Origin of the sequence: Shewanella sp. S1-49-MNA-CIBAN-0167, from assembly GCF_040310145.1 — a bacterium.
Taxonomy (GTDB): Bacteria; Pseudomonadota; Gammaproteobacteria; order Enterobacterales; family Shewanellaceae; genus Shewanella; species Shewanella psychromarinicola.
In genome coordinates this window covers 37,221-49,428 of the sequence record NZ_JBEOPO010000037.1, presented here as the reverse complement: position 1 = coordinate 49,428, position 12,208 = coordinate 37,221, and the positions used below count along the sequence as shown (strand labels likewise).

Below are 12,208 nucleotides of genomic sequence, written 5' to 3'. Positions count from 1 at the left end.
AAGGCGTAGCCAACTGCCAACGCTGGTTGTGTGCCTAAGCAACAATTACTTAATCCCACAAAACCATCTTCCACTTGATTGATATCAAGCTTTTCTGCTCTTTTAAATCGACCATATTACTGATGGATTGGCCATCGAGTGCTAATTTGTTAAATCATCCAAAGATTCAACATACAAGTGGTCTAGTTAAGCTGGCTACTTAATTAGAGGCTAACCACAACTGTCTTCCTGGTATTTTGCAACTTAGCCATACTTACCGTAATGTGAACGATAGAGTTTTGAACATTAACTCTAAGAAGCTTTTGTCCAACAACGAGTTAGCCTTACTTGAAAATGGTGAAACTCAACTCTGAACTTGAGGCCGTTGAAGAAAATAGCGTGAGCTGGCCATGGCCTTTCCCGCACATCCATGTGCTTCAAGGCATTCAGACATCCCGTCTATCAGATGCCCGCTAGCTTTCGCGGTACAGGATGTACCATCGGAAGTGTTAGCATTTTCGAATAAGGCCGAAGACGGTTACAGATGAAGTCAAAAGCTAATAAATCCCCGTGGCGACGTTTTCGCTGTTTGAAAATGTTGCGGTGCGGCTGGGAGTTCCAAGAGGGAACAGCCGTTGGTTTCCTATTTGAAACATGGCCATATATGGCTATGTATTTACTTATGGTCTATTAATCCTTGCAGAACAAGCTATTAAACAATAAATAACAAGAACATAATTGTTAATAGGCTGTCGTTATTTATTACAAAACCTTTCCTAGGTGTTTTTCTCGAAATTTGATACTTTAGATAATGAATTAAAAACGGAGAGTCTTATGAAGTGTCACCGTGTTGATGAACTTATCGAGTTAATGCATCCTGAATGGCAAAAAGATTCGGATCTGAGCTTAATGCAATTCATTATTAAACTATCCAAAGAAGCTGGATATAAAGATGCTATCGAAAAACTAACAGATGATGTTCTCATCTATCACTTAAAAATGCGCAACAGCCCAAAAGATGAAATGATTCCAGGGCTAGCAAAAGATCAAGTGGATGACTTCAAAACGGCCTTACTCAAGGCTAGAGGTATAATTGAATAAAAAGTTACACTTTTATAGCAATATTACACTGTAAATTTGAGGCGTGTAGTTAAGTGGCCAATCTTATGTAGTTATCCACTATATTAATGATTCATACAAATAAGGATAGGCCGCGCGAAGCCGTGTCCTCATCGCAAGTGTTGAACAAGCCCGAACACTTGCGATGTTACTCTTTATTAAGTAAATAACAGATCGAGATTACGTTCTGTTTGAAGTGACAGTTATTGCGCTTTTTTTCTTGAGCCAGCACGTCCCCTTAGCACTATTGCTAATCATTTAAAGAATATAAAGATCAGTGTATTGAGCTAATTTCTCCTTAGTATCCGTTAAGTCATTTCCTAAGCCATCATTTTCAGTGTTAGGTGATGGGTATTAACTGTGTTGGTCGTTTGTGTATGCCCATAAAGCGCATAGGTTGATGGCAACATGGACAACTGCGTGTCGCTAATCTGCGCTTTACCTCGGTCAATATTGGAAATGTCGCACCAGCAATCGCCAACATAAGCTGTATCTGTAACCTGAGCTTCTTGGCGATACCTCTGAACAATCCACTGTTTGTTACAATAGTCCCGCACTCGTCGTAATCCCTTAGGTAAAATAGGTTGGAGCACTAACCATAGAAATTCAGTGGTAGGTAAAGTGCGTATTTTTGTAAACTTAGTTTGATGTCTTGATACTCAAAGCTGACTTGTCCATCGACATTACTAATGATGTTTTTGTCGGGAAGTACGCCGCGATAAAGGTAGCGCGATAGATATTGTAGCGCTGGTAAGTCTTGCCCACATGCTGGCAGTCTGCCACCCACTAAAAATGAATGAGAGTGGCTCAAGGATTATGCATAAACTAAGCGTTCTACTACTCATCGCCTGTCTATTTCAATTTATGTTGTATTTGATAGGATTGGCAGTCAAAGCGGCTGATAAGCATAGGTAATACCAAGCGAATTTGATCAAAAATCGTAATGTTTTATCAAACTAATTTATAGGAATAAGAGCCTACAGAGATAGGCATTTGAAGCTACTGAAGTCTCACTGGCTAACAGGGATCAAGACGCTACAAGATTTAATCAAGGATCCACAAACATGCTGTTAAATTCGTGGGGATCCCTTAGGGCCAGGGTAGACTTTATTTCCAGCCCTTAATCTGATAGTCATAAAGGCCTATCTTTATTCCCAAAACTGACAAAAGTAATGACATTTCATCTGCTGTTACTGACAGGGTTAGTACATATCAGATTGGCATTTTTTCCCAATACAAATCATCATGTTAAAAGGTTAGCTTAAACTCGTTTATTTCCAAAAAAACGCGTTTAAAAGTGATTTAATTGATCATGTCTGTCGACAGCGGTTAGCGCTATTGCAAAGTAGTCATTTTATTCATAACTTGGTATGGTTCAGTTGGGCTTAAAGGTTTTTTTATGGCTAGTTTTTATAGATAGTTTATTACAGGAAATGTGGATATTAAATGATTGATTCAGTTTGTACTTATGGTGATGAAAGGCACACTTTCTCAATTTTGAAATTTCAGGCGTTACCTGAAATAGAAATTGAACAATTTAGGCAATTTTTAGAATGCCCTGAGTGCAAAGGCAAAGCGTATTATCGTAAGAGAAGCTCAGACGGTAAAGCGGCGTGTTTTGGTTCTCGATATCATATTGTAGGATGCGATGAAGGCTCGCCATCAACGCAGCGGGAGCGGGAAGTTAGCCATAGTCTTGAAGTGAATCAAATTATTGCGGGCGCTGATATTATTAGTATTGATTTCCTATTATCAAAGGCGATCAAAAAAGCTAAAGACAAGCTAAGCACCTATAAGAAAAGCACCGCTGAGCAAACCACTGCCTCAGTACTCAATCCTAAAGTAAATCCTAAGCCTGACATTAGCAGTCGAATAGACGCTGAAGAAAAACCGAAAAGTAATATCAAGAGGTTAGGCTTAGAAAAAATACTCAACAGCCTAATGCGGGGTAGCGATTTAGCCCAGTCTAGTACCTTGATTGAGCTTGATGTTGGTTATACATTCAAAGCCAAAAATTTGTTTGTTAACTTTGCCGATGCCGAACCCAGTGACAGCGTAAAACAGGCTAAACCTAAAATGTACTGGGGCACCATTTCCCATCTAGACAAAGAGCTTGATTGGTTAAACCCATCTGATTGCAACGATGTAGGCATACCTTTGTCTAAATATAAATCAACAATATTATCCCACTTTAACATATCCGAACCAAGACAGCTGGAAGGCGCTGGGATTATTGTATTTGGTAAATGTTTTTGGAATGCCAAGAAGACGCGCAAAATAATCGAGCTGTGGAATGCTGAGCGGATATTTATTTCAGTATTAGAGGAGTAATGTAGTAAAACTTTATTTTCACCCTTCCTTTATCTTTTTTATCCTATCTTCATCAAAAAAAGCTCGGCAAGCTTGCCGTCACACCACTAAGTGTTGCTGACAAAAATGAATCAACTTATTGATGAATGAGTTGTTGTTATGTCCGGTCACGCTTACAGGTTTAGCCTCTGGCATATTGTGTTGACCTTTTAGTCTATCTTCTCTTATTTGACGTCGGTCATCGGCGCGGTTAGCGACTTGTGCAAAATGTTGTCTCTGCGTTAATGTCATGCTGGCCATAAAGCTGCGAAAGGGTACTTTTGGCGTAGCAGCAGCTAGATTGGTTTTGGGTGAACTGCACATACTGATTCACTTCGGCTAAATGACTATTGGGTGCTTAATAGACCGAGCTGAGGGGGATTATATTTCACTTGATGATGACCATGTTCTGTTGAGTCGCTATTGCTTATACATTTGGTTCAGAGATTGGTTCTGTGATTGGGTGAGAGGTTTTTGACACCTAATTATAGCGATTGCGCGCAAACATTGTCATTCTGTTGTTTTTAGCCAAATACAGACAATCAACAATCAACAATCGATAACCGACAATAAAAAAGCCCAGAATCGCAACGACTCAGGGCTCTAGATTAATGATCATACTTACCGGCTACAGCTAGTTACTGTGTCTTGGCTCGGCAGAGGCTAGATCCGCGCCATACGCTTAAGCAATAACAACCACAAGATAGGCAGCAGTAAGACATAGAAAAACAATGCTTTGGCGCCGATATCGCCATAAAACAGTGTGTTGTTAACAAATCTTACAATGCCCATAGGATCCCATGGCATGTAATGGCTATTGCCGTGCAAAAACATGGTGGCTACAATCATAATTGTGATGGCAATCCATTGTCTGGCAGGCTCATAGCTGCGCACCACAAAGGTTGGAATTAACGCGGCTAGGCCAATGCCAACAAAGTTTTGCGCTAAGTGCATTGCGGTAGGATATTGACTGCTATTTAACCACCATAATAAGTTGCCGGCAGCGGACTGGCCTATTGCCAATATAGTCAACGCATAGTAGCCAATGCTAATACACAGACTGAATAGTACTAATTTGATAAAATTCATTTAATTCCTTTAACACCCACATTCCATAAGATATTGTTGTCGTTATTTATACACTATTAATACAGTAGGTTAGCAGGATAATAGACTGTTTGATAAGCGCTTATTATCTCGACGCTATTATCTCGACGCTATCATCCCAAAGCTATTATCTCGAAACTTAAGCTACAGATTAATTACGGCATTATATCGGCTAAATGCGGCGTCAAGATCGGCGATCAAATCATCGGCATCCTCAAGTCCAATATGCAGTCGTAATAATGGTTTGCTGCTATCCCATTGGGTGGCAGTGCGAATCTTGTTAATGCCAAATACGCCTAAAATTAAACTTTCGAAACCACCCCATGAAAAGCCCATTTTAAAATGGTCCATATTTTCAACAAAAGCAGTCACTGACGCTAAGTCGCCTTGTTTTAGCACAAATGAGAATAGGCCATTGCCACCACTAAAGTCGCGCTTAAAAAACGCGTGGCCAGGACAAGTATCAAACGCAGGGTGACGCACGTGATCCACTTCTGGGCGAGAGGCCAACCAGTTTGCCACTTTTAGGGCATTTTTATCATGCTGTGCCATACGAACCCCTAAGGTACGTAAACCGCGAGCGGCTAAATAGACGTCATCAGGTGAGGTGGTTTGGCCCATTACATAACTGTTTTCACGTAGCTGTGGCCAGTATTGTTCATTGGCTGTGGCGGTGCCCATCATCACATCGGAATGGCCAACAATATACTTGGTGGCTGCTTGAATGGAGATGTCGACACCCATATCAAATGGGCGAGAGTTAATCGGTGATGCCCAGGTATTGTCTAGCATCACAATAATATTATGTTGGTGGGCGATGCGGCTGAGCGTAGGCACATCTTGCACTTCCATGGTGATTGAGCCCGGTGATTCTAGAAATAATACTTTGGTATTTGGGCGGATTAAATCACTAATGCCTTCGCCAATCATGGGGTCGTAATAGGTGGTTTCGATGCCAAACCCTGCCAGCATTTTGTTGCATAAATCGCGAGTGGGTTCGTAAGCCGTGTCAGCCATTAATAAGTGGTCGCCACTTTTTAAGAATGATAATAATGCGCTGCTAATAGCGGCTGTACCAGAAGGGTACAAAGCGGTGCCTGCGCCGCCTTCAAGTTCGCTTATGGCTTGTTGAAACGAAAAGTGGGTTGGGGTACCACGACGACCATAAAACATTTCGCCATTGGTTTTGTTTTTAATCGCAAAGCGCATCTCGTCCATAGTGTCGAACACCACGGTTGAGGCACGAAAAACCGGTGGGTTAATAATGCCTTTAGTGAATTTTTTATCACGACCTAGGCTAACAATTTTGGTCGCTAATTTATCGTCTTTACTCATATCGTTATTTCCATTTTTTAGCAGCGTCTATGGTATGTGCTTTAGCTAATATTTATTAACCAAATATCAATGACATGGATAAATGCGCTGCGGTGAGCGGTTTGCGATTGATTGTCATCCTAGCACCAACGAGCACATTTAATAGCGCCTAAATGCTGAGGTTGATTATTTTTCATCACTTAGCGGTAAACTGAGGCACATTTCGACCCCTTCGATGCCATCCTCTATGATGTTGGTTGCTTTAATGGTGCCATGATGGAAGTCGGTTACCAATCTCGCAATATACAGTCCTAAGCCTAAATGGGGCTTGCCATTAATGCCTTGAGGCCTGATTGACACCATAGATTCAAAAATTTGGCTGTTCATGTCTTTGGGCAGTAAAGGGCCAATATTACTGACTTTTAATATCGCTTGTTTTTGATATTGGCTCAGACTGACGGTGATGGCGCTATCGGGTTGGTGAAACTCAATCGCGTTGTTGATCAGTTTATCCATTAATTGGGCAATGTATTCAGCTACGCCATCGCAAAACATGGCTTTATCTTCAATGTGGACGCTAAAGCGTTGGTCCGGGTAAGTGATCTGATAACCTTGGATGCAACCGCTGATGACTTTTTTTAATGAAAAACGACAATTTTCTGCTTGAGTTAAACTGGCTTCTAGACGGGTTGCTTCACTTAAATTATTTAAAATAAGGTGCAATCGGCTCACGCCTTCTTGCGCACGATTAACGTACTTTTGTGATTGCTCGTCAAGCTGCTGCAAGCCTAAATGTTCAAGCGAGCTACGTACTACGGCAACGGGGGTGCGCAGTTCGTGTGACAAGCGTGACGACATGTTTTCTAAATAATGAGTGTATTGACCTAAGCGGCTGACAATACTTGAAAAGCTGCGTGACAAGTCGCCAATTTCATCGCGGTTCTTTGATGCCACAATTTGTTGTCTTACTCGGCCTTGGCTGTCGATAGCCAATTCGGCCTGGTCGCGCAGACGACGAATGCGGCTTGAAATGCTCGAGGCAAAGATAAACAAGGCTAATGTGCCCATACTCATCACGGTCAAAATGACGTTAAACAGCTTTTCCAGCGCGCGATTACGTAAACTACGAATACCGTGTGTGGTTTCTTCTGCTATCACCACTCCCATCACTTTATCGTCAATCCAGATAGGACTAGCAGCCGCCAGTACCACGGCTTTATTGTCTGGGGTTAGGCGCCATGTTGAGCCTTGTTTACCGCTTAAGGCTTTTTCAATGTGGCTACCAGTGAGCTCGGTTGAGTCTTGCAGTGAATCAATAAAATTTTGCGGTGGACGAGTCAATATTTTGTAGTAAAGCGGCAATATGTATTGCTGTTTAAAATGCAGCCAAAGTGAGTCTGGTTGATTGACGTTAAGGTCATCGGCCCAGGTGTTGGATGATGAACGAATATCGCCCGATTTTGCCAATACGCGGCCATGATTGTCGACCACCCAGATCCGTGAGCTGTTATGGCTCATGCCTTTAATGATTTTTTCAATTTCAGGAGAGGGCACTAATACCGTGCCTAAACTGGCGACTGAATCCGTGGCGGATGTGCCAATAACATTGACCAGTTGACGGGTGTTAGCATCGTTAACATTATGAATCGCAAACCCTAATTTACTGCCAACCATATCGAGTGGCAGTCTAAATTCGATATTGTAACCTTTGTTTGTTGTTAGCCATTGGCCTTGAATGCGGACTTCTGGGCTGACGGGCATCGATTGGCTGGGATCGGCGGGTAATTCAAATGCGCTTAGCCAACCACTTTTACTATTGGCAATGATATAGCGTCTGAACTGACCATCGGGTGATTGAGTTGCCATCACTAAGTGATCATTTCTATCAATCCGCAAACTATTACGACTACGAAAAATCAGGCTTTGGTCACTGACGTTAAAAAATCCATAGAGATAACCGCCATATTTTCCCACCATGTGAGTAAAATTAATCTCAATAGGGTCGGCTTCATTATGTTGATAAATAACATGTTCATCAGAGTAGTTAAGGGTGCGATGTTGATATAAATCCCAGTCAGCTAGTTTGCCATCGAGTTGAATAGGACCTGCGAGAGGGTAGGCATATAAGTCGCGACCTTTTTCAACTTGGTTTAAAAAGCTGGCTTGGTTGTCAAATAACTTAGGCCGTTCATGCAGGGCAGTCGCAAGGGCTTGGGTGGTGCCTTCGAGTGTTTTTTCTTGACCATAACGGAGGTACTTTTCCATTTCCCATACATATTCATACCCAAGCCATGGTAGGCAGAGTAAAAACAGCGATAAAATGACGACTTTGGCACGCAGCCCTATCGGTAAATTCATCTGTTAGATATTGTCCCAGCGGTAACCCATGCCATAAACGGTATCGATACAGTCAAACTCAGGGTCGATGGCGATAAACTTTTTTCGAATGCGTTTAACGTGTGAGGTAATGGTGCTGTCGTCGACGTAAATTTTGGCTTCTTGCATTAAATCTTGCCGGCTACGCACATGGCCTGGGTGTTTTGCCATTGCGTGAACCATCCAAAATTCGGTGACCGTCAGTTCTATCGGTTGCGACTTCCAATATACCTGAATACGGTTGCCATCAATGGTGAGGTGACCGCGCTCGAGTAAGTTGTCTTCAACTAGGCTTGAACCGATCAATTCAGAACGGCGAAATAGGGCTGCAATACGGGCCATTAAATGAGGGAAGCTGACCTCTTTTGATAAGTAGTCGTCGGCGCCTAAACGTAGGCCGCAAACGGTGTCAAAGTCACTGTCTCTAGCGGTTAAAAAGATAATCGGTAAGCTGCTCGACATCGCGCGTAATGCTTGGCATAGGGTAAAACCGCCGTCAATTTCATGCTCTAAACCAATATCAATAATGGCTAAGTCTGGTAAACGTGCATTAAAGGCGAGCATGGCTGCTGGCCGATTTGCATAGGCTTGCACGCTATACCCTTGCAGTTGCAGGACATCTTTGTAATTTTCGCGGATAGCGGTTTCGTCTTCAACAATGGCAATTCGTTTCATGAGTTGATTTCAATCAATAAGCTGGTAAATGGATACAGTGCTGACTATACAGGATTTTATCGACCAAAAAAGCCGTCAGCGGCAATTGCCATATTGTTGCCACATTTGATCGCCACATTGCCATTTTTGAACCCAAATAAAGCCATGTATGGGGTGTTTAATAGCGACATAGAGTTAATCAGCCACACATTAACTCATGTATTGATGATGACATTCATTTTTAAACTACCGCTAAAAGGGATTCTTTATGAAAAAGCAACTTATTGCCGCAACAATGATCAGCACTATGATGGTTTCAAATATGAGCTGGGCGAATGACGCTGACATTTCTGCTGAACGTGAACACACTGAAGAACTGGTGGGGTTAAGTTCTGGGATTGTACTGGGTGCTGTGATTGGCGGCCCTGTAGGTGCCTTTATTGGTGCATTAACTGGCACATTTATTGGTAAAACGGTTGGAGACGATGCCGAATTAGCCCAACAAAAACAACAGTTAGTGGCGAAAAATCAACAGTTGGCTCAAACCAACGAGCAATTAATAGCACTCAACACTAAACAGCAAACATTGGAGCAGGTGTCAGATAAATACTACCAATTACAGTCGAGCTTAGCAGAACAAAAAGCCAATCAACAACGAACACTTAATGAGTTAACTATTGGGATGCATGTGCAGTTTAAGACAGGATCGAGCCATATTGAACCGTTATTCGAGCAGCAGTTAGATAATGTGGCTTACATGATGAACTTGTCACCAGAACTGACCATTGATTTAACCGGTTATGCCGACCGCCGTGGCGATAATGATTTTAACCAAGCTTTGTCTGAACAGCGTTTGGCTGAAGTAACTCAATATTTGGTTGCACAGGGCATTGAACGGCAACGTCTGCACGGACAAGCTTATGGTGCTAGTTTGCCAATGCACCAACAACAAAATTTTGAAAATGACTTTTTTGATCGTCGCGTCACGATCAAGTTAATGGCGCCGGGTGCTGAATTAGCCGCAAATTAAACTCACCACGAGTTAAATACCCAGTCAATTTTCTTTGTTGTTTTGAATATGACCCATAGGCGCAAACAATGGTGTTGCAGCCTATGGGTAAGGATCCGCTATGCAGCCGTTTTTTTTTGTAACACGTTTGTCAGTACATCATGTCGGTAAGTTGCTGTACTTATGTCTATTTATTGTTGTTAATGCCAGTTTTACAACTGTGCATGCATCACCGGCAGGATATCAAGATGACGATATCACCCAAGGCAGCTTAGTGTATTTTCAACAAGGCCAGGTGATACAAGCCTTGGCTTTGGACACGCAAGTCAGTATGAAAGTATCGGGCTTACTTAATCGAGTCACGGTTAAACAAGTTTTTTTTAATGACTCGGATCTATGGGTTAATGGGCGCTATTTATTTCCGTTACCTGAAACGGCAGCAGTCGATAGCATGGCGTTACGCATCGGTGACAAAGTCATTAGCGGACAAATCCAACCTAAAAAACAAGCGTTACACACTTTTGAAACCGCCAAAAAGCAAGGCAAACAGGCTAGCTTGTTACAGCAACAGCGACGTAACTTGTTTATATCAGAGGTGGCTAACTTAGCGCCGCACGGACAATTAGTGGTTGAGATCAGTTATCAGCAAAAGGTTGAATATAGCGATGGAGTGTTTAGTTTACGTTTCCCATTAGCGATTACCCCGCGTTATAACCCGCAAGATAATCATGGTGCAGAGCTGCTAGCTCAGCCTGAATTAATGGCCAACACGCAGATCGATACGCAGGTCAATATGCAAGTGAGCATTGATGCTGGTTTTGAATTGACATCCCTTAGCAGTCTGTATCATCCGATTAAACAATCTAACAAGGGTCATCTATACAGTGTGAGTTTTGCTGGTAAGCAAATTGCCGACCGCGATTTTGTGTTGCAATGGCAAGCCAATGTTGGCGCATTACCGCAAGCGGCAACCTTTTATCAAACCGGTAAAACCCATGATGAAGCCGGTGTTAAAAGCTATTTTGAAATCAACAAGGTTAATGGCACCGATCCATTGCAAGGACAATCCCATCCCGTCGACAACAGTTTGTACTCGCTGGTGATGTTAATGCCGCCCAGTGTCGAGGTCAGTGAGCAACATCTTATTGCTCGAGAACTGATTTTGGTGATCGATACCTCAGGTTCAATGTTAGGTCAGTCAATCACTCAAGCCAAACAAGCGTTGCCATTTGCGCTTGCGGGGCTGCGTGATATCGACACCTTTAATATTATCGAATTTAATAGTGACGTGAGCATGTTGTCAGCGACACCATTGCCAGCCAATAGTCGTAATATTGATCGAGCCAAGCGGTTTATTTATGCATTAGAGGCTGATGGTGGCACCGAAATGCGCAGTGCACTTCAAACCGCGCTGGTGGATAGTGTGCAGCAAGATTCTAATCAAACCGATATACGCAGTGATATGTTGCGCCAAGTGATTTTTATGACCGACGGTGCTGTTGGCAACGAACATGAGTTGTATCAGCTTATTAACGATCAATTGGGTGACAGCCGCTTATTCACGGTGGGTATTGGCTCGGCGCCAAATTCAGATTTTATGCGCCGAGCCGCGACTATGGGACGTGGCACATTTACCTACATTGGTGATGAGTCAGAAGTGCAGCAAAAAATTGAGCAATTGCTGAATAAAATTGAGCAGCCGGTGTTGACCAATATTGGCTTGCACTACCTTGATGGCAGCGTGCCAGATTATTGGCCGACGACGATTAGCGATTTATATCAAAACGAACCGCTTTGGGTAAGCATTAAATCAGCATCACATCAGCAGCAACCCATCATAGTGTCGGGCAATATTAATGGCCAGTATTGGCAGCAACAGCTTGATTTTGAAGATAACCAAGCTGCTAAGGGCATTGATTTGTTATGGGCAAATGCGCAAATAACATCACTTGAGCTTTATAAAGACAATGCCAGCCGCGACCGCGTCAATAAACAAGTGGAAGCATTAGGGATCTTGTATCACTTAGTGACCAGCCAAACGAGTTTAGTCGCAGTGGATGTCACTCCGGTGAATCCATTGATTGATAGCCCCATTGATGTCAAATTGCAGCCTCATATGCCCCATGGTTTACAAGCTGCACCGTCTTCTTCGCAAGTGTTGCCACAAACGGGGACCAGCAGTCGGTTATGGTTATTAATTGGTTTTAGCCTGCTGAGCTTAGGATTACTGCACTATTTATGGTTAAGACAATGCTTACCGGGCCAATTGTTAGTGATTGAATCAAATGAGTAAGTTGGAGG

9 protein-coding genes and 2 pseudogenes are annotated in these 12,208 nt (G+C 42.7%); 5 read left to right on the top strand and 6 right to left on the bottom strand.

The features are described from left to right. The first annotated feature begins 813 nt into the window (after positions 1 to 813). The gene (locus tag AAEZ00_RS16375) at positions 814 to 1,080 is read left to right on the top strand and encodes a YihD family protein (protein WP_124011698.1); all 267 of its coding nucleotides are present in this window, start codon (positions 814 to 816) and stop codon (positions 1,078 to 1,080) included. A gap of 358 nt (positions 1,081 to 1,438) precedes the next feature. Here the strand turns inward: AAEZ00_RS16375 and AAEZ00_RS16370 are convergent. Next, positions 1,439 to 1,884 (bottom strand): annotated as a pseudogene (locus tag AAEZ00_RS16370) (transposase); the annotation flags it as partial. Between AAEZ00_RS16370 and AAEZ00_RS16365 the strand changes: the two are divergent. After that, positions 1,885 to 2,172: pseudogene (locus tag AAEZ00_RS16365) on the top strand (IS4 family transposase); the annotation flags it as partial. A 372-nt stretch (positions 2,173 to 2,544) separates the two neighbouring features. Further along, positions 2,545 to 3,429: a hypothetical protein gene (locus AAEZ00_RS16360; protein ID WP_351089130.1), complete on the top strand. Its 885-nt coding sequence runs from the start codon at positions 2,545 to 2,547 to the stop codon at positions 3,427 to 3,429. A 78-nt stretch (positions 3,430 to 3,507) separates the two neighbouring features. Here AAEZ00_RS16360 and AAEZ00_RS16355 read toward each other — a convergent pair whose 3' ends face one another. The 5 genes from AAEZ00_RS16355 to pdsR form a co-directional block, all read right to left on the bottom strand. Further along, positions 3,508 to 3,771: a hypothetical protein gene (locus AAEZ00_RS16355; protein WP_351076098.1), complete on the bottom strand. Its 264-nt coding sequence runs from the start codon at positions 3,769 to 3,771 to the stop codon at positions 3,508 to 3,510. 339 nt (positions 3,772 to 4,110) lie between these two features. Further along, positions 4,111 to 4,536: a hypothetical protein gene (locus tag AAEZ00_RS16350; protein ID WP_351089128.1), complete on the bottom strand. Its 426-nt coding sequence runs from the start codon at positions 4,534 to 4,536 to the stop codon at positions 4,111 to 4,113. 162 nt (positions 4,537 to 4,698) lie between these two features. After that, the gene (locus AAEZ00_RS16345) at positions 4,699 to 5,889 is read right to left on the bottom strand and encodes a cystathionine beta-lyase (RefSeq protein ID WP_351089126.1); all 1,191 of its coding nucleotides are present in this window, start codon (positions 5,887 to 5,889) and stop codon (positions 4,699 to 4,701) included. 165 nt (positions 5,890 to 6,054) lie between these two features. Next, positions 6,055 to 8,226, bottom strand: a complete 2,172-nt coding sequence (gene pdsS, locus AAEZ00_RS16340; protein WP_124011694.1) for a proteobacterial dedicated sortase system histidine kinase — start codon at positions 8,224 to 8,226, stop codon at positions 6,055 to 6,057. A 3-nt stretch (positions 8,227 to 8,229) separates the two neighbouring features. After that, positions 8,230 to 8,919 carry a proteobacterial dedicated sortase system response regulator gene (pdsR, locus tag AAEZ00_RS16335; RefSeq protein ID WP_101031980.1) on the bottom strand — a complete coding sequence of 230 codons (690 nt, stop codon included), beginning with the start codon at positions 8,917 to 8,919 and terminating at the stop codon, positions 8,230 to 8,232. Between the two features lie 247 nt (positions 8,920 to 9,166). On the opposite strand from pdsR, the gene pdsO reads away from it, so the two are divergent. Together pdsO and AAEZ00_RS16325 are read left to right on the top strand one after the other, a co-directional pair. Further along, positions 9,167 to 9,928 (top strand): sortase-associated OmpA-like protein PdsO, encoded by a 762-nt coding sequence (gene pdsO / locus AAEZ00_RS16330; RefSeq protein ID WP_101031979.1) that lies wholly within the window; start codon positions 9,167 to 9,169, stop codon positions 9,926 to 9,928. A gap of 100 nt (positions 9,929 to 10,028) precedes the next feature. Further along, complete coding sequence (locus tag AAEZ00_RS16325; protein ID WP_351089124.1) at positions 10,029 to 12,200, top strand: marine proteobacterial sortase target protein; 2,172 nt, start codon at positions 10,029 to 10,031, stop codon at positions 12,198 to 12,200. The last annotated feature ends 8 nt before the right edge of the window (positions 12,201 to 12,208 follow it).